The sequence below is a fragment of the Nitrosomonas marina genome (genome assembly GCF_900110145.1).
GTDB lineage: Bacteria > Pseudomonadota > Gammaproteobacteria > Burkholderiales > Nitrosomonadaceae > Nitrosomonas > Nitrosomonas marina.
In genome coordinates this window covers 173,926-198,398 of sequence record NZ_FOCP01000002.1, presented here as the reverse complement: position 1 = coordinate 198,398, position 24,473 = coordinate 173,926, and the positions used below count along the sequence as shown (strand labels likewise).

At 46.8% G+C, this 24,473-nt stretch carries 18 protein-coding genes, 1 pseudogene and 1 riboswitch; of the genes and pseudogenes, 9 read left to right on the top strand and 10 right to left on the bottom strand.

What is annotated here, in order from left to right:
- Positions 1 to 67: 67 nt before the first annotated feature.
- The 8 genes from lptG to BMX44_RS02245 all read right to left on the bottom strand — a co-directional run bounded on the left by lptG (position 68) and on the right by BMX44_RS02245 (position 11,143).
- Complete coding sequence (gene lptG, locus BMX44_RS02280; protein ID WP_342708014.1) at positions 68 to 1,207, bottom strand: LPS export ABC transporter permease LptG; 1,140 nt, start codon at positions 1,205 to 1,207, stop codon at positions 68 to 70.
- Positions 1,129 to 2,205: an LPS export ABC transporter permease LptF gene (lptF, locus tag BMX44_RS02275; protein ID WP_090627539.1), complete on the bottom strand. Its 1,077-nt coding sequence runs from the start codon at positions 2,203 to 2,205 to the stop codon at positions 1,129 to 1,131. Before lptF ends, lptG begins: the two co-directional genes overlap by 79 nt.
- Positions 2,206 to 2,273: 68 nt before the next feature.
- Positions 2,274 to 3,107, bottom strand: a complete 834-nt coding sequence (locus BMX44_RS02270; RefSeq protein WP_090627538.1) for a nucleotidyltransferase family protein — start codon at positions 3,105 to 3,107, stop codon at positions 2,274 to 2,276.
- Positions 3,104 to 4,258: an N-acetyltransferase gene (locus BMX44_RS02265; protein WP_090627536.1), complete on the bottom strand. Its 1,155-nt coding sequence runs from the start codon at positions 4,256 to 4,258 to the stop codon at positions 3,104 to 3,106. Before BMX44_RS02265 ends, BMX44_RS02270 begins: the two co-directional genes overlap by 4 nt.
- A gap of 194 nt (positions 4,259 to 4,452) precedes the next feature.
- Positions 4,453 to 7,719, bottom strand: a complete 3,267-nt coding sequence (locus BMX44_RS02260) for an efflux RND transporter permease subunit (protein WP_090627534.1) — start codon at positions 7,717 to 7,719, stop codon at positions 4,453 to 4,455.
- A gap of 3 nt (positions 7,720 to 7,722) precedes the next feature.
- Positions 7,723 to 8,916, bottom strand: coding sequence for an efflux RND transporter periplasmic adaptor subunit (locus tag BMX44_RS02255; RefSeq protein WP_245738792.1), 1,194 nt, complete (start codon positions 8,914 to 8,916; stop codon positions 7,723 to 7,725).
- Positions 8,913 to 10,181: a TolC family protein gene (locus tag BMX44_RS02250; RefSeq protein ID WP_090627532.1), complete on the bottom strand. Its 1,269-nt coding sequence runs from the start codon at positions 10,179 to 10,181 to the stop codon at positions 8,913 to 8,915. The genes BMX44_RS02255 and BMX44_RS02250 overlap by 4 nt, the downstream gene beginning before the upstream one ends.
- A 353-nt stretch (positions 10,182 to 10,534) precedes the next feature.
- On the bottom strand, positions 10,535 to 11,143 hold the full coding sequence (locus tag BMX44_RS02245; RefSeq protein ID WP_090627531.1) for an RBBP9/YdeN family alpha/beta hydrolase: 609 nt from the start codon (positions 11,141 to 11,143) through the stop codon (positions 10,535 to 10,537).
- A 269-nt stretch (positions 11,144 to 11,412) separates the two neighbouring features.
- On the opposite strand from BMX44_RS02245, the pseudogene BMX44_RS02240 reads away from it, so the two are divergent.
- From BMX44_RS02240 to uca, 9 genes and pseudogenes are all read left to right on the top strand, one after another.
- A pseudogene (locus tag BMX44_RS02240) lies at positions 11,413 to 12,555 on the top strand (D-alanyl-D-alanine carboxypeptidase family protein).
- 44 nt (positions 12,556 to 12,599) lie between these two features.
- Positions 12,600 to 13,454 carry a D-amino acid aminotransferase gene (locus BMX44_RS02235; RefSeq protein WP_090627529.1) on the top strand — a complete coding sequence of 285 codons (855 nt, stop codon included), beginning with the start codon at positions 12,600 to 12,602 and terminating at the stop codon, positions 13,452 to 13,454.
- Between the two features lie 36 nt (positions 13,455 to 13,490).
- Positions 13,491 to 13,754, top strand: coding sequence for an HP0495 family protein (locus tag BMX44_RS02230; RefSeq protein ID WP_090627691.1), 264 nt, complete (start codon positions 13,491 to 13,493; stop codon positions 13,752 to 13,754).
- Between the two features lie 13 nt (positions 13,755 to 13,767).
- Positions 13,768 to 14,412: a lipoyl(octanoyl) transferase LipB gene (lipB, locus tag BMX44_RS02225; RefSeq protein ID WP_090627689.1), complete on the top strand. Its 645-nt coding sequence runs from the start codon at positions 13,768 to 13,770 to the stop codon at positions 14,410 to 14,412.
- A gap of 23 nt (positions 14,413 to 14,435) precedes the next feature.
- A complete protein-coding gene (gene lipA, locus BMX44_RS02220) occupies positions 14,436 to 15,380 on the top strand; it encodes a lipoyl synthase (RefSeq protein ID WP_090627527.1) in 945 nt (314 codons plus the stop codon).
- Between the two features lie 96 nt (positions 15,381 to 15,476).
- Positions 15,477 to 15,608: riboswitch (guanidine-I (ykkC/yxkD leader) on the top strand.
- Between the two features lie 100 nt (positions 15,609 to 15,708).
- Positions 15,709 to 17,151, top strand: a complete 1,443-nt coding sequence (locus tag BMX44_RS02215) for an APC family permease (RefSeq protein WP_090627526.1) — start codon at positions 15,709 to 15,711, stop codon at positions 17,149 to 17,151.
- A gap of 115 nt (positions 17,152 to 17,266) precedes the next feature.
- Positions 17,267 to 17,998, top strand: coding sequence for an urea amidolyase associated protein UAAP1 (locus tag BMX44_RS02210; RefSeq protein ID WP_090627524.1), 732 nt, complete (start codon positions 17,267 to 17,269; stop codon positions 17,996 to 17,998).
- Complete coding sequence (locus BMX44_RS02205; protein ID WP_090627522.1) at positions 17,995 to 18,666, top strand: urea amidolyase associated protein UAAP2; 672 nt, start codon at positions 17,995 to 17,997, stop codon at positions 18,664 to 18,666. Before BMX44_RS02210 ends, BMX44_RS02205 begins: the two co-directional genes overlap by 4 nt.
- A gap of 43 nt (positions 18,667 to 18,709) precedes the next feature.
- Complete coding sequence (uca, locus tag BMX44_RS02200; protein ID WP_090627520.1) at positions 18,710 to 22,345, top strand: urea carboxylase; 3,636 nt, start codon at positions 18,710 to 18,712, stop codon at positions 22,343 to 22,345.
- Here the strand turns inward: uca and BMX44_RS02195 are convergent.
- Both BMX44_RS02195 and BMX44_RS02190 read right to left on the bottom strand, forming a co-directional pair.
- Positions 22,333 to 22,998, bottom strand: a complete 666-nt coding sequence (locus BMX44_RS02195) for a potassium channel family protein (protein ID WP_090627518.1) — start codon at positions 22,996 to 22,998, stop codon at positions 22,333 to 22,335. The genes uca and BMX44_RS02195 overlap by 13 nt on opposite strands.
- Positions 22,995 to 24,461 carry a TrkH family potassium uptake protein gene (locus tag BMX44_RS02190; protein ID WP_090627517.1) on the bottom strand — a complete coding sequence of 489 codons (1,467 nt, stop codon included), beginning with the start codon at positions 24,459 to 24,461 and terminating at the stop codon, positions 22,995 to 22,997. The genes BMX44_RS02195 and BMX44_RS02190 overlap by 4 nt, the downstream gene beginning before the upstream one ends.
- Positions 24,462 to 24,473: the final 12 nt, after the last annotated feature.

Genomic DNA, 24,473 nt, shown 5'->3' with positions numbered 1-24,473 from the left:
GTTCCATCAGATGTCAGACTGAGACACTATGACTCGCTGTATTTCGTCTTATTATAGTATCAGGTATTTAATAAACGTTTCGTAGCCACAGGATTGCCAGCAAAATTAATATCGCACTGGGCGCAAGTGCTGCAACAGCGGGTTCGAGGTGCAGTAGCAGGCCCGCATTAGCAAAAATCTGGTCAAGCAAATAAACCGCAACGCCGATGAGTGCGGCAATTACCAGTTTATTGGCCAGACCTGCTCGTATTGATCCGAATATAAACGGCATTGAAAGCATCAGCATTGCGATTGTTAATAAAGCGCTGCCTGCCTTACGCCATAACGCAAGAGCATACGAATCCGCATCCTGGCCAGTGCTGCGTAAAAAATCCACATGTCGTACAAGTTCAGTGGGAGATAAACTTTCTGGTGGCTTGGTGAGCGTCGCAATATCTTCAGGCTTTAGGAATGACTGCCAGCTCAATGTTTCGGCACGGGTTAGCAGAATTTGCGTTTCCGAAAATTTTCTGATGATTACATTGGTCAAAATCCAGGCGTCATTACTGCGTATGTCAGCAAACTCAGCATGGATGTGTGCTTGCAAAAGATTCTCTTGATCAAAATTCAGGATTTCAACATCAGCTGCTTTTTTTGCATGCAGCATCTGACCAATGCGTAAAATATTCCGCTCGTTGCGCGTCCATATGCCGAGCCCTTTGCCAAGTTCTGCTGTTTGATTCAGCGCTACGGCGCGGTTCGAAATGGCTTTTTGTTGCAACTGTGGCGCGGCAAACTGTTCAAGTCCGGCAATAAACACTATCAGGGCAATGCCTACAGCAAGTGGCGCCATGCTGATCTTCAACGGTGAGACACCGGCGCTACGCATGGCGATGAGTTCAGAATTTACGGCCAAAGCGCCCAGCGCAGCGACGGTGCCTAATAAAGCGATAAACGGCGCGATCTGAATGAACCGTCGCGGCAGCAGCATTATGGTATAGATGAACGCATCAATCGTGCGGTACGTACCCTTGCCAACATCGTCGAGCTGGTCCAGCAGGTCGAAAAAGCTGAACAATGGCAGAAGAACAGCGGTGGCAATTATCAGACCAACGCATACCTGAGTGGCTATATACCGGAAAATAAGCATTAACGGATCGATAGAAGTTTCTGTCCGGGTTTCATGGCGTACAGAAGCAATAGTACGAACATGGCAGTATAAAGCCACCAGATTCCTGGTGTTGTGCCAACAACGTTCTGTTCAACCCAGTTTTTGGCCAGGCCGCTTAAATTATAGTACACAGCGAACACAGTGGCAGCGACCAGATAGGTCTTGGTTGCCTTGTCATGCCGCGGCGTGATTTTTATAAACGCTACTGCAACCAGAGCCATCAAGATAGTGGAAACAGGGCGTGACAGACGCCATTGCAGTTCTGCAATTTCCCAGGGTTCCTCGGATTTCCAGAGAGTTCTTGTAGGTGCGGCTTTACGGCGATATCTTAAAGCAAGCTCGCTGTCTGTAAAATAGGTCATTTTTTCAAATGCGATTTTGTCGTCCCGGGATACATCGTGAGTCAGTTGATAAATATGCCCGTCCGATAATTGTATGTTAGGACGCTCTGCTTCTGTGGAAGGTTGTACTTGCATGGCCTTTTTGGCAATAATGATTTCATGCGTGTCAGGTCTTTTAATATAGTGAAAGACTTCATTCATCGTTTTGTTGGTCTCGTCCTTATGATGGACATAGACAACCCTGCCGCTACGTTCACTTCCGTAAAAACGTCCTGCCTGAAAACGATTGGTGTTCAGTTCCGCTTCTGCCTGTGCATCAAGCAAATAGCTTTTGGCATAAGCCCAGGGACGGACATAGGCCGAAAGCAAGCCGCTAATGATACCGACTGGTATCGCTACCAACAAAACGATAGAAACTATGCGCTTACCACTGATTCCCGTGGATTGCAGCACGTTTAATTCCTGATCCTTGTGCAATCTGCTCAGGCCGCTGATGATGGCCACATAAAGGGCAACTGGAATCAATACCTCGAGTGCGATCAGGGTTTTGAGCAGCACCAGCATGAAAAGCGCGCCAAGTCCCAGTGTTTCTGTAACGGAACCAGCCAGAAAGCGAGCACTGCTAAAACTCGCAAACAAGGCGACAAGGATCAGAATAACCACAAGAAACGGTATTGTCAGCTCGCGTGCGACATAACGCTCTATTATTTTCATGCAGCAATCCTATCAGAAATCGTGTGATATCTCATCGAGATAAATCTTGAAGGCAGCTTGGAAGACTCTCAGCTCCGTTTGTAAAACGGAACCGTGGCTTTGTTGAGTATGGATTCGGCAAGTATTAGATCTTCGATGTTATCGACGTCAATGCCTGCACGTGCATCCGGAAGCATGATGGGTGTTACACACACCCCGGATTTGACGGCTAAGGTATGCAGTGCCTGATTCAGAGAGAGTCTCCTGAATAAATAGGATAGGACAATACCGGGTTCAACGAAGCGTGCAATCAGACGCCAGGGCTGTTTGCGCAGATCTTCGACGGAACGCCAGAACTCAACAAGAGCCCGTCCGCCTGGATTGAACGTGAATAAATTGCAGCCGCAAACACCGCCATCACGCAAATGAAAGTAAGTGCGTCTGGCTTCTGGAAATACTGCGGTCATCTGTGCCTGCTTTACCAGTCCTACTGTTGCATCGCTGTCAGCATTGAGTGATTCGGTCAGAAAATACTGAACAATTTGTGGTGTCAGCAGTGCATGATCTGCAGTTGTCAGGAGTACCGGGGTATCGGCAGCCAAGTGTTCGAATCCATATTCTGCACTGCGACTGGGCGAGTCCTTATTGGGTAGCCAGATGATTTCTCCCGATTCTATCCGTGTTTTCAGGGGAGGGCAGTCATTCAATCTGGACCTGGGTGGGCCGCATAAAACAACAGCATCAATCAAATTGCAGGCAGTGAGTGCGTCCAGTACGCGTATTATCATCGGTTGGCCGCCAACAGATGCAAAAGCTTTACAAGCCGCGCCCGTTTGGCGGGTAATTGGGTCGTCTGCTGTTCGATCTGCTGAGAGAACCAAAGCAGTGAATTTTTTTTGTACAGGTTTATGTAAATCAGTCACAGCGTTTTTCCGTAAATGCGGTAGCGTTTGTATTCCGTACTGCCGATATTTTCCAGAATACTGCGCATCGACTTGTTGTCTTCCAGTATCCAGGACAGTTCCACTTCGCGAATACCGTGCGCTATACCGATTTTCTTGGGTGCTTCAATAACGGTGCAGGCGAGTGCCATTCCTAGTGTAGTATTGTGGTATTGTCTGCGCACGCCCATAAGAGGAATGCGTGCTGTTCTGATTTCATGGCGCTTGAGCTTTTTAATCAATTTCAACCAGCCGAATGGAAACAGGCGCCCATCGAGTTCAGCAAGTACTTCGTTCAGATTCGGAAGGGCGACCATGAATGCAGCAGGTTGACCGTTGACTTCTGCAATCTGGACATAATCATCGGACACCAGATGCTTGAGACTGTTGCCCAGTTCGGCGAATTCTGCCTCGGTAAACGGTACAAACCCCCAGTTTTCAGACCATGCATCATTGAAAATATCCCGCAACACCTCCATTTCTGCGGCAAGCTGTTTGCGGTTTAAGGGTCTGACCTGGATTTGACCGGCATGGCGTTTGATTAGTTGCTTCATGACCGGTGGCGGATCAAAATCGACTGCTATCCTGTATGCCAATAAATCTTTGGCGGGGAAGTATTCGTGCGACTCAAGCAACTGCGGATACCAGTACGCTGTATGAGGCATCATCACAGCAGGTGGTGTATCAAACCCATTTACCAGAATACCGCATTCCTGGTTGATGGATAAATTGAAGGGTCCTGTTACATGTCGTGTATGCCGCGCAGCCAGCCAGGCTTCGGCATGCAGCATGAGTGCCGTGAAAACATTTGTGTCATTGACACACTCAAGCAGCCCGAAATGCCCGGTATCGTCGCCATACCGCTGTCGATGCAATGTGTCGATCTGCGCACTGATTCTTCCTACCGGACGGCGGTGATGATAAGCAACCCAGGCCTGCCATTCACCATGCTGCAAGAAAGGATTGTATTTGGAGAAGTGAAAGCGTCGTTCAAGACGTAGAGGCGGTACCCACAACGGGTCGTCTGCGTAAATCAGCCATGGCACATTGATAAAATCACCCATATCCCGATATGACATCACCGGGCGCACCGTCAATTCGCCTGATACAAACTGTTCATTAGGATGATTCATAGACTGATTTTGAAAATTTTTTAATTGTTAATTATCTTTTCAGATTTCAGGCATATTATGAAGAATTCCTATCGGAAGCAATTCTTTTTGAGGAATAAACCCGGATTGTTCTTCAATCAATCCGGGTTTATTAAATTGTGTATGCTTTTTAATGAACTACTTCGAAATATATCAAACGTGAGAAATATATGTTTTCAAGTGGTTTTTGAATCTGGCGACGTGTCTCCCGATGCAGTATCGGAATGCTGCACCTGTTGCGTTGATTCACCGTGTTGTTCATGTGTGCCGGCGTCGAACTGACGCGATTCGTCTGTTTTTGAGGAGTTATTCGGTTCATCTTCTGTTTCGTTGCTGGGTTTGACATCAAACCAGCGATAAAGTGTCGGCAATACTACCAGGGTCAACAAAGTAGACGTGATCAGTCCACCGATCACAACAATTGCCAATGGACGTTGTACTTCGGAGCCTGGGCCGGTGGCGAACAAAAAGGGTACCAGTCCCAGCATGGCGACAGTTGCTGTCATCAGTACCGGACGAAACCGCTGCTCGCAGCCGCGCACCACTGAGACGGGTATGCTGGCGCCTTGTTCACGCTGCTCGCGGATAAACGAGATCAATACAACACCATTTAATACAGCAATTCCCCATAGTGCGATAAAACCGACCGATGCGGGAACTGATAAATACTCCCCGGAAATGAACAGGCCCGTGATTCCGCCAATTGAAGCAAAAGGCAGCACCAAAATGATCAGTGAGGCCAGTTTCACAGAGTTAAACAGCATAAAGAGCAAAAAGAAAATAGCCGCGATTGTTAAAGGCACGATTACGGAAAGCGTTGCCATTGCGCGCTCCATATTTTCAAATTGACCGCCCCATTCAAAGTAGTAACCATCAGGCAGGTTCATTTCTTCCGCTACCCGTTCCTGTATTTCCTCGACAAAACCACCCATGTCACGCTCATGAACGTTTGCACCGACAACAACACGGCGTTTGGAAAATTCCCGATTAATTTGCGCCGGACCGTCAATGACCTGGATGTTGGCAACAGATTCCAGCGGAATCAACGCGCCGCCTGGAACCATGCCGCCATTGCCGGGAAGTGTCTCGGGTGTACGCAGCAACAAGTCCCGAATAGCATCAACATTGTCACGAAAATCCAGCGGTAGGCGCATGACAAGCGAGAAACGACGCTCGTTCTCGAAAATGGTCGACACTTCTTTACCGCCAACGGTTCTGATTAAATCGTTGACGTCTTCAACGTTGATGCCATATCGTGCGATAGCGTCGCGGTTAATATCGATTACCAGAGATTGCTGTCCTGATAAGGGTTGTACCCGAATATCCCTGGCGCCTCTGACTGTTCTCATGATTCGTGCCAGCTGCTCGGACAATAGGCGCAGTTGCTCGAGGTCGTCGCCAAAAATCTTAACAGCAACTTGTGAACGCACGCCTGTAATCATTTCATCAACGCGCTGCGCGATTGGCTGAGAGACGACAATACTGACGCCGGGCAATGTTGACAATACTTTACGAACGTCTTCATCCACTTCATCCTGAGTACGCCCTGAATCCGGGTCCAGTGTGATAATGGGGTCCGATTCATGCGGGCCAGCAGGGTCGGATGGCTCTTTGCCGCGCCCCAGCCTGGAAACTGCGCTCTCGACTCCCGGTACGGTGGCGATGCGTTTCATTGCCTCAATTTCTATTTTTATTGAATTCTCCAGTGAAATAGAAGGTGCCCGAATAATGACGGGCGTCAGTGCGCCTTCCTTTAAAATCGGGATGAACGAAGTTCCCAAAAATGGAAACAGCATGAAGGAAGAAACCAGCAAACCAATTGCTACGAGGATAGTAGTTTTTTCGTGCGTTAGCGCCTTGTTCAATAAATTCTGATACCGTTTTTTGAGAAACGCGATAACCGGCGTGTCATGATCAGCGCCGCCCTTAAGGCCATAGGCGCAAAGTACAGGGGATAACGTAAGCGAAATAATTAATGAAACCGCCAGTGCAATGGCGATCGTATAGGCTAACGGACTGAAAGTTTTACCTTCCATACCTTCCAGAGTCATCAAAGGAAGGAATACCAGAATAATAATACAGATGCCAAAAATAAGGGGTACACCGATTTCAACCACGGCATCCCGTATAACCAGCAGTCTTTCTTTTAAGGTAGTGCCAGCATGTCCCAGGCGGTGATAGACATTTTCGACCACGACGACAGTTGTATCTACAATGAGGCCGATGGCGATTGCCAGTCCTCCCAGTGACATCAGGTTGGCTGAGATACCCTGATGATTCATTATCATGAAGGTAATAAGTGGTGCGACAATCAATGTTGCAACAACAATCAGACTGGAGCGTACATCGCCCAGAAAGATAAACAGTACGATAATTACCAGAATAATGCCTTCAATCAATACATTGGTTACCGTCCATAACGCTGCATCGACCAGGTCAGAACGATCGTAGAATGGAACAACTTGCAAGCCGCCGGGTAACAGGCCGCGTTCATTAATTTCAGAAACCTTTTCCTGAACTCTGGCGACGATTTCCTTGGCGTTACCGCCCATCAACATCATGACAATACCACCTGTTGATTCCGTGTAACCGCCTTTAATCAGTGCACCCTGGCGTACAGGTCCGCCAAATTCCACCTCAGCAACATCACGGACAAAGACGGGAATGCCATCGATTTCTCTGAGCACAATGTTTCGGATGTCGTTGAGAGTCGAGATCAATCCATTCGTTCGAATCAGGTATTGTTCTGCATGCAGTTCGAGAATATTCCCACTGGCATTTGCGTTATTGCTGGCCAAGGCTTCGTCAACGTCGGACAAAGTCAGGTCGTAATATCGTAATCTTTCCGGATCAACAAATACTTGGTATTGCTTCTCGTGTCCACCCAATGAATTTATTCCGGCTACCCCGGGAATCGAGCGCAGCATGGGTCGTACCATCCAATCCTGAATCGTACGGCGCTCCATCAATTCTTCCACGGTTAATTCACGTGTGCCGTCATCAGGGTGGTCCAGTGTATATTGATAAATTTCGCCCAGTCCTGTGGTTACCGGTCCCAACTCCGTTACTACACCTACCGGCAGTTGATCAACCACCCCTATGTAACGCTCCATAACAAGCTGCCGCGCAAAATAGACATCCGTATCATCGGTAAATACGAGTGTAATAATGGTTAACCCGCTTTTGTTCAGGGAACGCATCTCAACAAGGCCGGGCAGACCTGTCATGGCTATTTCCACGGGTATTGTTACCAAGCGCTCGATTTCTTCCGCACTGCGGCCTTCTACACGTGCGGCAACGATAACCTGTACATTGGTGACATCTGGAAAAGCATCGACTGAAAGTTTCGTGGCTGCCCGTAAACCGAAAGCTACCAAAATAAGGGCAATAATAACGACAAGAAGCCGCTGCTTAAGCATGGCCTGTACAATGGATGACAACATGAGTTATTCCTTTCTATCGAGCTTGCGTTCGCTATCTATATGGAAAGCACCATCAACTACAATTTGTTGTCCGACTGAAAGCCCTGATATGACAGGACGCAAATTGCCAATTTCCGGCCCCAGTTCAACCGGTACGCGTAAATAGGAATAGTTTCCCCTGTCTAGATAAACATAATCTTTATTTAATTCACGTACAACCGCCGATTCAGGTATCACAAGCTGTTCCTGCGGGGTTTCTATGATGCGCATGGATGCAAGCATGCCAGGCTTGAGTTTGCGATCCTGATTCTCGACGACAGTTCGTACCATAACTGTTCTTGTTTGGGGATTGACAGTATCTGAGACATATATGATCAGCGCATCTAAAACTATATTGCCCAGCGCAGGGACTTGAATTTCAACATGCTGGCCGGCCATCACATTGCTGGCAATATGCTCCGGTACGTCACCAACCGCCCAGACAGTCGATAAGTCAGCGACTTTGAAAAGCTGGTCAGATGGTTGCACTACTTGACCGGCTACCACGTTACGTTCGATGATTATGCCGCTTTTAGGAGATGAAATGCCGACAGAAGGAAGTATCTGTCCACGTTTGACCAAGTCGCTGACAGCATTTTCATAAACACCCAATAGGCGCAACTGGTCTTTTGCCGCGCTGAGTTCAGCACGTGAAACCTGTAGTTCGGCATCTCTGCGTTGCAGTTCCGCTGTGCCAATTACGTCAGCATCCAGCAATAGTTTCGCGCGCTTTGCTGCGCGTTCATTTAAAACCGTCATAGAGTGCGCGCGAAGATATGCTAGTTGGGCGGTAGTCAATTCAGGGCTTGATAGCTTGGCAAGTGTCGTACCGGCATCAACACTGTCGCCTAATTCAACGTTTACTTCGACAATACGTCCTGTGACGTTCGCGCCGACGCGGATTAACTGTTGCTCATTGACTTTGATATGGCTGGGTACCTGAATTTTATCAGCAAGATTAGTTAGATTGAGTGCTTTGGTTTCGATCCCCACCGTCATCGCTTCGCTGAGGGTAATCAGGTCTGTTTTGCCTGACTCCTCAGTATCAGGTATTCCGGTGGGCACGTTGTTAGCATTGCTATTGGCGTCTTTACTGTTATCATCTTCGCCGTTACTGCAAGCGATGAAAAGAAAAACAACGAACAGGGAACAGATTGATAAACGGATCGGGGATTTCATTCGATGGTGTGCTCCTTGGGATAATGGGCGCGTAGTCGATCTATTTCTGCAGCAGCAGACTGTAATTCAAAGCGGGCTTGTAACAAATCACCGAGCACACCACGCAACACACGTTGAGTATCCAGTACTTCGATAAATCCGCGTTCGCCAAGTCGGTAGGCCGTCTGTGCTATGCTCAGTGCCAGTTCCGCCTCTGTAACGATGCCGCCTTCAAACATTTCAACTCTGCGGCGTGCGATTTCTTTTGCTTGCCAGGCGGATTCCAGTTGCTGGCCAATTTCAAAACGCCGATAATCAAGCGTGTTGCGAATGCGTGCCGAATCATAAATGGCATTGTCTATTTCGCCGCGTCGGCGATAGAATAACGGAATTTCGAGGCTGACGCCGGCGGTGTTCGACATAAACTGGCGATCCTGAAAATTAGTAAACAGAACGCTCACGGAAGGTAAAACGGAAGCTTTCTGCTGATCAATACGAAGATTGGCGCTGTTTTGTTCAGCCTCCAGACGCTGAATATCAGGGTTGGCCTGTACAATTTCCTGGCGCAATTGCTCCAACGGTGGAAATTCGACTGGATCACTCAGCGATGCATTGATTGTAAAATTGCTTTGAAGCGCTCCCGCTGTCAGTTGGACCAATGCAACCCTTGCGCGCTCTGCATTCAACATTGCAGCTTCCATACGGTTTTCCGCGCTGAGCACCTCGGTTTCAGCACGAATGAGTTCAAAACGAGCGGTTTCTCCAACATCAACGCTGACTTTGATGCGTCGGTAGATTTCTTTCATCAAATCGTAGATGCTCGTTTCCATCTGCGCCTCTTCCTGGCGCAGCAATAATTCATAAGCGCGAATGCGCAGTTGAGCGGCTAAATCGGCACGAACCTGATTTAAACTCGCTTGCCTTGCATCAACAAGTGCTTCAGCTGAGCCGATGCGTGCAGATCGCAGAAAAGGATTCTCGATCGGCTGGCTGACTTTGACTTCACGTTGGTTGTCAGACGGGCCAGTGACCGAAGCTGGTAACCGCTTGCTTTGTGGACCTGCTTCAACACTGACCTTGGGATTTGGAAACGCACGGGCGCTGATCACATCAGCTTCGGCCATATCAATCTGCGAGCGCGCAGCCTGGACCAGCCCATTAGCCTGCAATCCCAGCTCCTGCAGTTCCTTAATGGTCCAGATGGATAATTCCTGGGCTGATAATGGTGCCGAAAGAGATATGAGAAAAAAAAAGAATAAAAATTGTCGCAATAGAAAGGTCTGCATGGTCTGCATTAGGCCTTTAGGGTGAGTATAGTATTAATGAATAGTTAAGAAATATTAACGGTACGGTTCGGTTGCCATGCTTTCGAAATTTTATCACTTACAAATCAATTGGGGTGTTGATCATCATTTATTACATAATATCGCACTATCAGGATTTATCAGCACTGAATTAGTACTGCTTTTTCTTATTAGTTTTGAAGATGGCATGTTATTGTCCATGAGTGTGTCAGGTACAGACTCCTGCCGATGATACTTGAAAAAACCTGAATGTTACCTGAATGACCGACAGATGCAAATTGGGGTCAGTTAAACAAAAACAATAAAGAAAAGCAGGGAACCAGACAGCAGATAGGCTACCCGATGCTTTGGGGAGCACAATCGATATTGCCTGATTCGTGGTCTTGATCAAGCAAACAATGTTGCAAAAGCAGCGGAAAATCAGCATATGGCTGCTTCATTGATTCTGAACCAAAATGACCTTCGCCAGATATAACAACCAAAGTGCCGCCAAGGGTTTTCCGCATAAATTCCCCTTGTTCATGCCCACAATCCCATGGGTCATTGTCGGAATGAATAAAAGTCAGCATGCGGCTATTTGTCCTTATGGTATCAACGCAAAATCCTGCTGGATAGGTTGTATCATTCGGTGGTGCCCCGTGAAGTGGCTTAATATATCCAGCAACAGAAATTGTGTGTTTCGCGGTAAAACCGCTCTGGGAAAGCAGTCTTAAAATTAATGGTCCCCCTGCTGAATGGCCAATCATCAGATCAAAATTTCGGCAGGACGTTCGAGTTATGATTTCTTCGACCCATTTATCCAATTCATCGAAGCCTGAGCAGTCGGATAGCGAAGGCGTCCATACATCAAATTTGTGCTTTTCCAATTCAGTTTTCAGCCAGGGAATCCAGAAACTTTTACTTGAACCACCAAGGCCGTGAAAAATAGCAGCTTTTTTTCTCATGATTACTTTTTAAAACATCAACCGGATCAAAAAGAGTAACACATTCACAGTATGACGCTACGCTCATCGCCTTATTTGCTTGGGGCGCAGTTCATACCGAACAGTCAACCGATTGCTTATGCATAGCTTGTTGAAACTGTTTTAGCGATTTGACAAGAAAACGTCAATAAATGCTTTAAGGAGAGTGTTTGAAATTTTATTATATTTGACGAAGGCTAGTTTATGAAATATCAAGAGCGAGCTATAATTAGAATTTTCCGAAAAAATTCATGAATCGCTTTTTATTCCCATTGTTGCCTCTTCTGGCTGTGTTACTGCTGTCAATATTTTCTGTTGCAGTTTCAGCTCAGCAACCCGAGATTTCGATTGCAGCCAAAGCTTATATGCTTACGGATTATCAATCCGGTCAGGTGTTGGCCAGCCAGAATCCGCACGAGCGCGTTGAGCCAGCTTCCTTAACCAAGTTGATGACGGCTTATATCGTTTTTACAGCGCTGAAGCAGAATCGCATACAGCACGATCAGGTGGTGCCTGTTTCAGACAGGGCCTGGCGTATGATCGGGTCGCGCATGTTTATCGAACCTAATAAGACAGTGACAGTTAACGAGCTGATTCGAGGTATGATAGTACAGTCCGGTAACGACGCATGTATTGCGTTGGCTGAGGTAGTAGCGGGATCCGAGGAAGTTTTCGTACAAATGATGAATCAGGAAGCGCAACGCCTTGGTATGAAAAATACGCATTTTATGAATACCACAGGTTTGCCTGATTCCGACCACTACACGTCCGTGCATGATTTGACCTTGCTGGCAGCGGCCATAATTCGCGATTTTCCAGACTTTTATCCATTGTATTCACTTAAAGAATATACATATAACAATATAACACAGCCAAACCGAAACCGGCTGCTATGGCTGGATCCACATGTGGATGGTATGAAAACCGGCTGGACGAAATCCGCCGGTTATTGTCTGATTACTTCTGCAAAACGTGATAAAAGACGCCTGATTTCGGTAGTAATGGGAACGAAATCAGCCAATGCGCGCAGTATGGAAAGCCAGCGTTTGTTGAACTACGGTTTCCAGTTTTACGATACTGTGCATTTATATAAAAAAGGGGAAGTGCTGACTTCGATCGAATTGTGGAAAGGCTCTCAGGATGCGTTGAAAGCTGGTTTTAACAGCGACGTTTATTTTTCCATACCTAAAGGGCAGGCGGATAATCTCAAAGCTACAATGGAATACAAGCAGCCATTGATTGCGCCGGTAAATGCAGGGCAAGTGGTTGGTTCGGTAAAATTTACTTTAAACGGTTAACTGGTCGAAAGTTATCCATTGGTTGCGCTGGAAGATGTAGAGCTAGGAAATTTTATCGGTCGCGCGTGGGATAGTCTTATGCTGCTGTTTAATTAGCCGTTCCGATGCGTATACAGTTTAGGTAATTATAAAGGCCAGGTATGATTTTTTTAAATGGGCAGTTTATGCCAATCGAAAAGGCTAGTATCTCTGTACTGGACCGGGGTTTTATTTTTGGTGATGGCGTATATGAAGTCATCCCTGTCTATTCTCGTCGACCATTTCGGTTGGATAAACATTTGCACCGACTGCAGCACAGTCTGGATGGTATTCGTCTCAAGAACCCTTATACCACCGAACAATGGAGTGATTTGATAGGACAGGTTGTAGACAAAAATGCAGGTGACGATCAATCCATATATCTTCATATTACCAGGGGTGTAGCCAAACGTGACCATCCTTTCCCCGATGTGCCACCCACTGTTTTTATGATGAGTAATCCGTTGCTGCCTCCGCTACCAGAATCACTGGAAAAAGGCGTGGCAGCGATCACGGCCAGTGATAACCGCTGGATTCGCTGCGATATCAAATCCATTTCACTGCTCCCAAATGTATTGTTACGCCAGATTGCGGTCGATGCAGGTGCTGCAGAAACAATTCTTATTCGGGACGGTTTCCTGACTGAAGGTTCAGCCAGCAATATCTTTGTTGTCAAAGATCAAGTATTGCTGGCACCGCCTAAAAGCCATTTGATGCTTCCAGGTATTACGTATGATGTGCTGCTTGAACTGGTCGCAGAAAATCATGTCATTCATGAAGTGAGAGAAATTTCTGAAGATGAATTATTTTCTGCAGAGGAGATTATGCTGACTTCTTCAACGAGGGAAATTATGGCAGTTACCCGGTTAAATGAGCAATCTGTCGGTACCGGCAGTCCCGGCGCTATGTTCAGACAATTGCATCAGTTTTATCAGCAATACAAGGCTACGCATATGCGAGGTGGTTTAACGTGCTGATTGGCATGGGCTTCATTGCGAGCAATAATGATAGATATGCATGAAGAATCATTAATTGAATATCCATGCGAGTTTCCGATTAAGATCATGGGCAAGGCAAAACATGATTTGGTTCGGGTCGCCTTGGAGATCGTCAAGCAACATGCGCCTGATTTCGATGAAAATACCATGGAAATTCGTGCCAGCAAGGGAGGAAACTATCTTAGTATCACCTGTACTATTCGCGCTACATCACGACATCAGTTAGATCAATTGTATTATGCATTAACCGATCATCCAATGGTGTCTTTGGTATTGTGAAATGGCGGTCGACATGCAAACTGCCTTGAATGCAGTTACACATCGAGGTTCGTGGTTTACCGTGAGGTATATGGGCGTGATCGATTATGAGATTTCGTGGCGGGCGATGAAAGATTTTACAAATACACGAACCTCGCAGACCAGCGATGAAATCTGGCTATTACAGCACCCAGCAGTGTATACACAGGGTATTGCAGGAAAACCCGAGCATTTGCTGGCTGACAGTAACATTAATGTGATTAAAACAGATCGAGGAGGGCAGATCACTTATCACGGTCCTGGTCAACTCATCGCTTATCTGCTTTTGGATATCAGACGACTGAATCTGACTGTACGTGATCTTGTCAGAAGAATGGAAACAGCCGTAATTCATATGTTGAATGAATATCAAATCAAGGCGTATGGCTGTGCTGATATGCCCGGTGTATATGTAGGGGCGGCTAAAATCGCTTCACTGGGATTGAAAATAAAAAAAAGCTATTGTTACCACGGTATTGCATTGAATGTTGATATGGATCTGAAACCGTTCTCGAGAATTAACCCGTGTGGATATGCTGGCTTGGCGGTAACACGGACAAAAGATCAAGGTGTCAAAGACGGACTTGATGTGTTAAGTCGCAAGCTGTCAGAATATTTACAGAAAGAACTTGTTAAATAAATAAAAGGAAATGATATACCGTTATGACTTCTGAAATACGTCAGAAAGGCGTTGATAAAACAGCGCGTAATCCTGTCAAGATTAGTCCGCAAACACGCGATGAAATTTTGCGTAAACCACCATGGATTCGGGTGCGTTCGTCAAATAGCCAGAAGTTTAATGAAGTCAAGCGGATTTTGAGAGAACAAAAGCTGCACACGGTTTGTGAGGAAGCTTCCTGCCCCAATATCGGTGAGTGTTTTGGCAAGGGTACTGCTACGTTCATGATTTTGGGAGATCTTTGTACGAGGCGATGCCCGTTTTGTGATGTGGCCCATGGTCGGCCTAAGCCCCCTGATTCGGATGAACCGTTACATCTGGCGCAGTCAATTGCAGCATTAAAATTGAATTATGTTGTGATTACCAGTGTTGATCGTGATGACTTACGTGATGGCGGTGCGCTGCATTTTGCTGAATGTATCGGCGAAATACGACGATATGCACCACAAACAAAAATTGAGATACTGGTACCTGATTTCAGGGGCAGGCTGGACGTTGCACTAGAAAAACTCGCCAGCTGTCCACCGGATGTGTTGAATCACAATCTGGAAACTGTGCCAAGACTGTATAAGCAGTGTCGTCCAGGTGCTGATTACATGCATTCATTGAAACTGTTGAAGAATTTTAAAGATCGTTTTTCAAATATTCCAACCAAATCGGGATTAATGGTGGGTCTCGGCGAGACTGACGAGGAAATTATCGAGGTTATGCGCGATTTGCGTGCGCACAAAGTAGAAATGTTGACAATCGGGCAATACCTGCAACCGAGTATAGGACACTTGCCTGTTCATCGTTACGTCACCCCTAAAGGATTTAAAATGTTTGAAGATGCAGCGCTGGATTTGGGTTTTACACATGCCGCATGCGGGCCATTGGTGCGCTCCAGTTATCATGCCGATCAGCAGGCACATGAAGCCGGTCTTATTTGATATGTGAATATAAACGATAGATGATCGTTTTTTTCGCTCAATTGAAACAGTTTTTTAAATAGGCTTGATCATTTTCTAAGATTTTGCTAGTCTAAATATATGTGAAACTAGGGTTCCGGTTTCATGTAATTGTATTTTAGAGAAAATTACATGAAATGGCTGGTTCGAGAGTTTCCGGTCTCATCAATAAATAACGAGACTCCACGGAGGGATAAAAGCCCGGGAGGTTAAGCACACATGGCTTATTAATATGTGTGACTACCGAATTAACGCGAGCATGTGTTTGTGTTAATTCCCGGCTGATATCGTGATTTGAGGAGTTTCCGTTATGTCAATTTCATCTCATCAAAATCGTTTGACGACTGACGATAAATATCCAGGCTCGGATGTGGATACACTCAACCGCAGCATGAGCGTCTGGCACAGTTTTACCATGGGTTTTGCGGTTGTATCACCGGTAGTGGGTTTGTATGCCATTATAGGTGTACAGACTGTTGTTACCGGGGGCGGCTGGTTCGCTGCGCTGGCAATATGCCTGGTCATGCAACTGCTGGTGGCGACCGTTTATGCTGAACTGGCATCGCAGTTTCCGATAGCTGGCGGTGCCTATAAGTGGGCAAGACAGCTCGGCGGTGTTACGGCTGGCCAGTATGCGGGTGTTATTTATGTCAGTTCAACCATCGCCATGCTGACGACTACCGCTTATACAGGCGGTGTCTGGCTAGCAACCTTTTGGGGCGCGCTCGATAACAGCGGTGTTTCCATGGTGATCTGGGGGGCAGTTTTTCTGCTGATTTGCATGGTGCTCAATCTTGTTCATGTCAATATTTTTAAGACATTAATAGCGCTTGGCGTTTACGCAGAGGTAATTGGGTCATTTGGTATTGCGCTGTTACTGTTTTTGTTTTTTCGGCAGTATGGTTTTACAGAGTTGTTTCAGCATATGGGGACAGGCAGCGCTCCAACAGAAACGGCGGCGTTTCTGGCGGCATTGGCCATTGCAGGATGGGCGTTTATCGGTTTTGATGCGTGTTCTACAACGGCAGAAGAAACGCACCAGCCAAAACGAATGGTTCCGCGTGCTATCTTCTTTGCATTAAGCGCCGTCGGTGCCGTTGTGTTGTTTAATTCATCCGCATTAATATTGTCTTTCGATCATGAAGTGCTGGCGACTACCAGCAAAACAGCCGATCCTGTCACACCACTGATTGCAAGTAGTTTTGGAGACTGGGTAAGCAAACCGTTTTCGGGTATTGTAATGATCGCTTTTCTCGCATGTGGTGCGTCGGTCGTTAAATACACTTCACGTATTGTTTTCTCAATGTCGCGCGAGGGAAATATGCCGGCATTTCTTAGTCATGTGACGGCAGACAGAGTCCCGCGCAATGCCGTTCTTTTTACAGTCACCCTTTCCGGTCTGGGATTATTGCTGGGATTAAATGACGGTGCTGTGGCTACAGTGATTGCATTTGGTACTGGCGGGCTATACGCGATGTTTGCCATGACTACCGGCGTTGGTCTTTTTACCCGCCTGACGGGCCGCTGGAATCCCGCACTTGGCGAACTTAAACTTGGTGCCTGGGGACTGGTAATCAATTGTGCTGCATTTGCCTGGTCGCTGTTTGAACTTATCAATATTGCCTGGCCGCGCACTTATGCGGTTTCAGAGAACGCGCCCTGGTGGCAGCTTTGGGCAATACCACTGGTGCTGGGCAGCATACTGAGTGTAACGACACTGTATATTCTGGTTCAAAAAATTCGCCAGAATTAAATTCAGAAACAAGCTGTTCACATTTTCACTCAGCATCTGAGTGTATCCATATTTATTTCAAAATCAATATGTTATTGAGCTGCGTATGCAATCAATATTCATCAAGGAGGCGATAATGAATCAAAATCTGCATTTTGTCTGGAAAGAAGTCGTGCCGGGTGGGTGCCACTGGTCCGGCCTAGTACGTCGTGGAATGACGCTGCGTTTGACTGACGTGGATGGGGGCGCCAATGCGGCCGTATTGTTTTATAACCAGGAAGAAAGACTGGAACGGTATAACATGGCGGATACACTTAAATCCCAGCATACGTTTTATTTGACTCAGGGCCATGCCTGTCATTCCGATATGGGGCGGATATTTTGTTGTATTACGAAAGACACTGTTGGCTGGCATGATACCGTGTGCGGAATCAGTGATGCGGAACAGGTACGTAAGCAATACGGAGTTGCGCGCTACCAGGAACATCGCAATCGCATGTATCGCAATGGCATGGATAACATGTTGCTGGAACTCGGCAAGTGGGGAATGGGGCGGCGTGATATTGTATCCAACATAAATTTCTTCAGTAAGGTAACGGCAAATCATTCAGGAGAATTGACTTTTCAATCCGGAAACAGTAGGGCTGGTGATTATGTAGATCTGAGTTTCGAAATGAAAACTCTGGTGGTGCTTTCAGCTGCACCGCACCCGCTGAATCCAGCAGATAAGTATCAGCCAGGCGCTATTGGTTTGTCATTGTATGTCACGCCAGCCGGTGCTTTTGAAAATTGCAATAAAATTCCCGAAAATACACGGGGATTTCAGAATACACAACGGTTTTACGAATCTGGTGGAGGTGAAGTATGAACGGACAGCATCAACAAAACAGTCTGACAGAAAGTAAACTGGATCCTGCGCACGCTATTATTGATGAAATCTGTTCGGCTGGAGAACCCTGGGTAAAACAGGTGAAAACCGGTCAGACTTTCCGGATTGTCGATCTGGAGGGCAATCAAGCCGTTGACACGCTATTTTTCAATGTCCATCATGCACTTGAACGGTACAGTGCCTCCGATACCATACGTGAACAAAACAAACTTTATCTGACTACAGGGAGCAAGCTATATTCAAATTTCAGCAATGTCATGCTGACAATAGTGGCCGATACGTGTGGACGACACGATACACTCGGCGGTGCCTGTGCAGCAGAAAGCAACACTGTACGCTATGCCTTGGATAAATATCCCATGCACAATTGTCGCGATAATTTTTTGCATGCTCTCTCTCATGATCCGTTGTGTGAGCAGCTTGGAATGAGCAAGCGTGATTTGCCAAGTAACATCAATTTCTTTATGAACGTGCCAGTTACCGAGGGTGGCAGGCTAGAGTTTGTCGATGGTATTTCCGCGCCTGGTAAATATGTTGAAATGCGTGCGGAGATGGATGTAATGGTGTTGATCTCAAACTGTCCGCAGCTTAATAATCCCTGTAATGCCTATAATCCAACGCCTATTCGTCTGTTGATCTGGGATTGATCAGTTATTTGCGGTGTGTGTATTTTCAAAAAAGGAGCAGACAATGTTTGACAAAGTATTGATTGCTAATCGAGGCGCGATTGCCAGTCGCATTATTCGTACCCTTCGTCGTATGGGCGTAAGCAGCGTCGCTGTCTACACAGAAGCAGATGCATTGTCACGGCATGTGACTGAAGCGGATGAGGCGTATTGCATCGGTGAAGGTGCTGCGGCAGACAGCTATTTGCGAACAGATAAAATCCTGGCAGTGGCGCAGCAGGTGCATGCGCAAGGAATACATCCGGGATATGGCTTTTTAAGCGAAAACGCGGATTTTGCCGATCAGTGCACATCACATCATATCCGCTTTATCGGGCCGACCGCACATCAAATGCGTGTTTTTGGTCTTAAGCACACTGCCCGCGAACTGGCTTTGCAAAATAATGTGCCATTGCTGCCTGGAACCGGTTTGCTGGAAGATTTGGATGAAGCAATGCATGCTGCCGCACATATTGGTTTTCCGGTGATGTTGAAAAGTACTGCTGGGGGTGGCGGTATTGGCATGAGATTGTGTTGGAATGAAAAAGAACTGGTCGATGCCTATGATGCTGTCCGCTACCTGGCGCAAAATAATTTCAGCGATGCCGGTATTTTCCTGGAAAAATATATTGAAAATGCGCGGCATATCGAGGTTCAGATTTTTGGTAACGGCAGGGGAAAAGTGATTGCATTGGGCGAGCGTGACTGTTCGATGCAGCGTCGTAATCAGAAAGTTGTCGAGGAAACGCCTGCGCCTAATCTGACAGACGATTTGCGCAAGGCATTAAGCAACGCAGCTGTTTGCCTGGGTGAATCCGTTCAATACCAGTCGGCCGGCACGGTGGAATTTATTGTCGATGGTCACAGCAATGAATTTTATTTTCTTGAGGTCAACACGCGTCTTCAGGTGGAGCATGGCGTTACTGAAATGGTGACCGGGGTCGATCTGGTTGAATGGATGATTCGACAGGCATGTGAAGAATTACCGGAACTGGATTCGTTCAACATCAGGTCTAAAGGTACAGCAATTCAGGCGCGGATTTATGCAGAGAATCCTGCACAGAATTTTCAGCCATCCAGCGGAATGTTGACTGCCGTTCAGTTTTCACCTGTCGCGCGTGTCGAGACCTGGGTGGACAGCGGTACCACCGTTACACCTTTTTATGATCCGATGCTGGCAAAGGTGATTGTGCACGCAGCGACACGTGAGCAAGCGGTCGATGGTTTAATTCATGCGTTGGAACAAACTGTGTTGCAGGGCATCGAGACCAATCGTGAATACCTGATGCAGGTTATCAATAGCAGTGCGTTTCGTGGTGGTATCTATGGCACGCGGTATCTAAACGGTTTTCACTATCATGCACAGACAGTCGATATTCTCAGTCCTGGCGTGCAAACCACAATACAGGATTATCCGGGTCGATTAGGATACTGGCATATCGGCGTGCCACCGTCAGGTCCGATGGATGGCCTGGCTTTTCGCTTGGCGAATCAGCTTGTTGGCAATAATAGCGATGCGGCCGGACTTGAAATCACGTTTGCCGGTCCGACAATCCGTTTTAACTGCGACAGCGTTATCGCGATTACCGGTGCACCGATAGCAGTCCATCTGGATGGTGAACCACTCTCCCTTTGGCGTTCTCATTCTGTTAAAGCTGGTGCAGTACTGCAGTTTGGCAAAATTACGCACCACGGCTGCCGTGCTTATCTTGCAGTCCAGTGTGGTTTTCAGGTGGTAGATTATCTTGGCAGCAAATCTACATTTACCTTGGGTCAGTTTGGTGGGCATGCGGGGCGTGTGCTACGCAGCGGCGATGTATTGCAAATTGAGAAAGCAGACAGGCATCAGCCGCGCTATCTGGAGGATGCAAATATTCCACTTTATACGGATCATTGGGTTATTGGTGTGCTGTACGGCCCGCATGGCGCTCCGGATTTCTTTACTGAAAAGGACATGCAAACCTTTTTTACCGCTGAATGGACTGTGCATCATAATTCCAATCGTACAGGTATACGGTTGCTTGGCCCCAAGCCGGAATGGGCGCGGAGTGATGGCGGTGAGGCCGGTCTGCATCCATCCAATATTCATGATAACGCCTATGCGATAGGCGCTGTTGATTTTACCGGCGACATGCCTGTTATTCTGGGGCCGGATGGTCCGAGTTTGGGTGGTTTTGTCTGCCCTGCGACGGTGGCACATGCGGAGTTGTGGAAACTTGGACAACTAAAGCCTGGCGATACAGTTTGTTTTTGTCCTTTGTCGTTGACACAAGCCGAGGCAATGGCGCGCGAGCTTGATGTGTCAGTTGAACAGGTAGACTTTCCGAAGCACATCCTGGTACCGTCTCAGCCATTGTTACTTGACAGTCCGATGATACACAGCATACCGGAGAGTGATCAGTCACCGGCTGTTGTTTATCGACAATCGGGTGATCGCTACCTGCTGATAGAGTATGGACCAGTTGTACTCGATATCAATTTGAGAATGCGTGTCCATGCATTAATGTTGTCGTTGCAGCAAGCTATAGATACTGGCGGGCTTGATGGCATTATTGATTTGACACCAGGCATACGGTCACTTCAAGTGCATTTTGATTCACTAGTTCTGTCTCGTGATAAGCTGCTGTCAAGTCTGATCAAAGCGGAAGCCGAATTGCCAGCAATGGATGATCTTGAAATACCGTCACGCGTTGTGCATTTGCCACTGTCATGGGATGACCGGGCCACCAGGCTGGCAATCGCAAAATATATGCAATCCGTACGTAGTGATGCACCATGGTGTCCGAGTAATATTGAATTTATCCGGCGAATTAACGGGCTTGAAGACACCGAGACCGTACGACATATAGTTTTCGATGCCAGTTATCTTGTACTTGGATTAGGTGATGTGTACCTTGGCGCACCAGTGGCTACACCCATTGATCCGCGTCATCGCCTGGTTACAACGAAGTATAATCCTGCCAGAACCTGGACCCCGGAGAATGCAGTTGGCATCGGTGGTGCTTATTTATGCGTTTATGGAATGGAAGGACCTGGCGGCTATCAATTTGTTGGGCGTACAGTCCAGATGTGGAATCGATATCGTCAAACAGACGACTTTAAGGATGGGAAACCCTGGTTGCTTCGTTTTTTCGATCAGATACGTTTTTATCCCGTCAGTGAAAGCGAATTACTTGAAATCCGTAACGATTTTATTACAGGAAAATTTAAACTGCGCATCGAGGAATCCACATTTAGCCTGAAACAATACAATCAATTCCTGCAGCAACACAATACCACGATACAGGCGTTTAAAGACAGCCAGCAGGCCGCATTTGAAGCTGAACGCGAACACTGGCGTGCTACTGGTCAATCAGAATACTCAAGTGAATTGAATGAAGACAGTCTTGACGAATCCAATGCGCAAAGCGAGCTTGATCTTCCGGAAGGCAGTGTAGCCATCGGTTCGCATATTACCGGTACAGTTTGGAAAGTTTTGGTGCAAGAAGGGCAGCATGTAACGGTGGGAACACCACTGATTGTCATTGAATCCATGAAAATGGAGTTTACCGTTGAGGCTGTCAGTGATGGAACGGTGCAGCAGATATCTTGTCAGGAAGGTGCGTATGTGACTACCGGGCAGATGCTGACAATTATTTCGAAATCTGCTCAGACTGACTGACGCTGTTTGTGCTGACTAAATCGTTTATGCAGGCTGGCAAGTTCACGCTGATGAGTAATCAGCACGATTTCATCGCCTGACCGGATTTGGGTATCTTGAGTCGGCAGCAGTAACTCGTCTTCCCGGTAAATACATACAATGCGGCTCGTATCGGGCAGTGACAGCTGCTCTAATTCACCTTCGAATGACTCCTGAACTACAAATGAAAATATTCTGGCATCACCTTTGATTATAGACGTGATTTCCAGAATATTGCGTCCTTCAGTCATATCAACAAGATAATTTGCAATTGTTCTTGACGGTACGATTAGGCTTTCCAGGCCTAGTTCGATGGCGATATGATCGAATTCCGGATCTTCAAGTTTAGTCACTGTTTTTTTAAATCCGAGCGAGCGTGCAACGAGGCTGGCGATAATATTGGATTGATCATTACTGGTAAAGCAGAAAATAATTTCTGTGTTTTCAGGATCGACTTCTTTTAAGATGTCTGGGCGCGTGCCATCGCCGTGAATGAATCCACAGTCGATTTGTTCGGATACCGTTTCAATTTTTTCTAAGTCTGCTTCGACAATGATCACATCATGGCCTTGTTTGCTTAGATTGCGGGCTGTGGCTATGGTGATGCTGCTGGCGCCGATAAAAACTAGTCTCATGCGTTGGTTCTCCTGATGGTCCATGTTGATGGGTAGACTAATATCAACAACGCGATAAATTCAAGGCGGCCGAGCAACATGCAGGCACATAACACTAATTTTAAATATGACGAAAGTTCGCTGTCTGTGATGCCACTGCTAAGACCGACGGTAGCCGTTGCGGAAACGACTTCAAACAGAGCAGCAAGCGGTTGATGGCCGGAATACAGAAAAACCAGCCATGCAAAAAAAACCGTAATGATAAACAGTAGAATGACCAATAATGCTTTGTTAATCTCATCGGTTTCAAGATTTTTACTTCCGAGGCTGGGTTTGATCACAGCATGTGGAATTGCAGCCGTCTTACGCAGCATGTGCTGTAATGCGCGCCAGAAAATCAATATTCGGAAAAGTTTTACACCACCTGCGGTTGATCCCAGTGCGCCACCGATAACCATCGCGACCATAATTACCAGCATGCCATGCAAGCCGATATGTGTTATTTCGATCGAAGTGAAGCCTGCGGTTGTTTGTGCGGAGATCGTGATTAGCAGGGCATGGAATAAGGCGTCGGAAAATGGAATCCTGATTTCATACAGAAATATTAATGTAAGCAGTATAGTGATACATGCTACAAAAAAGACCATGGCTCTGACTTGCGTATCGTGGAAAAGTGCTGATAAACCCGTTTGGTGCAGCCGGAAATACAGAAGCAGTGGTAAAGCCCCAAGAAAACATCCTGAGATAACACTCACCATGGCAATTGAGCTTTGTAAACCGGCCAGACTGTTGTCATAATTAGAGAACCCACCTGTTGATACTGCTGTAAATGCATGCGTGACTGCATTAAAAAGATCGCCAGTCGCTATCCAGATGATACATGTACCGATCACTGTCAATAGTATGTAAACCGCCATGATGCGCCGGGCATATGTACGGGTTGAACTGACAATATCGTCCTTCTCATCCAACTCAATCAGCTTTCTCAGATACGCGCCCGGTTTTAACAGCAACGCAATGGTCAGAACAACAATTCCCAGACCACCGATCCATTGCATATAGGCACGAGCGAACAGAAAAGTCAGCGGTTGTTGCTGTAATTCTGTCGCAACAGAGAGTCCTGTAGTAGTGAAGGCTGATACCGATTCGAACAATGCGTTTATAAAATTCATTCCGTTACCCATCATAGGTATCGTCATGACCAGCGGGGACAGTATGAAAATAAACCCGGTAACGACTAGACCTTCGTTGGTTTGAATATTGGCTGAAGCATTGATCCGCATGAGAGGCAGGCCTGTTGCCAGCAAAATGGCCTCAACGATCATGAAACGAACGGTGAAGTCGTATTCCATGAAGAGCAGCGAGAATGCCAGAGGAACAATCGATAGAGCGGCCAGAATAACCAATAACTGACCGAGGTACTTGCCAATCACCGGGAATCTAACCGATTTTTGCAGCAGGGTTGTATTATCGTAGTGGTACACGGTGAAATTCCA

Excerpts from the sequence above, each read along its gene's own strand:
- lptF (WP_090627539.1), bottom strand. The coding sequence starts at position 2,205 with ATGAAAATAATAGAGCGTTATGTCGCACGCGAGCTGACAATACCGTTT.
- BMX44_RS02265 (WP_090627536.1), bottom strand. The coding sequence starts at position 4,258 with ATGAATCATCCTAATGAACAGTTTGTATCAGGCGAATTGACGGTGCGC.
- BMX44_RS02260 (WP_090627534.1), bottom strand. The coding sequence starts at position 7,719 with ATGTTGTCATCCATTGTACAGGCCATGCTTAAGCAGCGGCTTCTTGTC.
- BMX44_RS02255 (WP_245738792.1), bottom strand. The coding sequence starts at position 8,916 with ATGAAATCCCCGATCCGTTTATCAATCTGTTCCCTGTTCGTTGTTTTT.
- BMX44_RS02250 (WP_090627532.1), bottom strand. The coding sequence starts at position 10,181 with ATGCAGACCTTTCTATTGCGACAATTTTTATTCTTTTTTTTTCTCATA.
- BMX44_RS02245 (WP_090627531.1), bottom strand. The coding sequence starts at position 11,143 with ATGAGAAAAAAAGCTGCTATTTTTCACGGCCTTGGTGGTTCAAGTAAA.
- BMX44_RS02235 (WP_090627529.1), top strand. The coding sequence starts at position 12,600 with ATGATTTTTTTAAATGGGCAGTTTATGCCAATCGAAAAGGCTAGTATC.
- BMX44_RS02230 (WP_090627691.1), top strand. The coding sequence starts at position 13,491 with ATGCATGAAGAATCATTAATTGAATATCCATGCGAGTTTCCGATTAAG.
- lipB (WP_090627689.1), top strand. The coding sequence starts at position 13,768 with ATGCAAACTGCCTTGAATGCAGTTACACATCGAGGTTCGTGGTTTACC.
- lipA (WP_090627527.1), top strand. The coding sequence starts at position 14,436 with ATGACTTCTGAAATACGTCAGAAAGGCGTTGATAAAACAGCGCGTAAT.
- BMX44_RS02215 (WP_090627526.1), top strand. The coding sequence starts at position 15,709 with ATGTCAATTTCATCTCATCAAAATCGTTTGACGACTGACGATAAATAT.
- BMX44_RS02210 (WP_090627524.1), top strand. The coding sequence starts at position 17,267 with ATGAATCAAAATCTGCATTTTGTCTGGAAAGAAGTCGTGCCGGGTGGG.
- BMX44_RS02205 (WP_090627522.1), top strand. The coding sequence starts at position 17,995 with ATGAACGGACAGCATCAACAAAACAGTCTGACAGAAAGTAAACTGGAT.
- uca (WP_090627520.1), top strand. The coding sequence starts at position 18,710 with ATGTTTGACAAAGTATTGATTGCTAATCGAGGCGCGATTGCCAGTCGC.
- BMX44_RS02195 (WP_090627518.1), bottom strand. The coding sequence starts at position 22,998 with ATGAGACTAGTTTTTATCGGCGCCAGCAGCATCACCATAGCCACAGCC.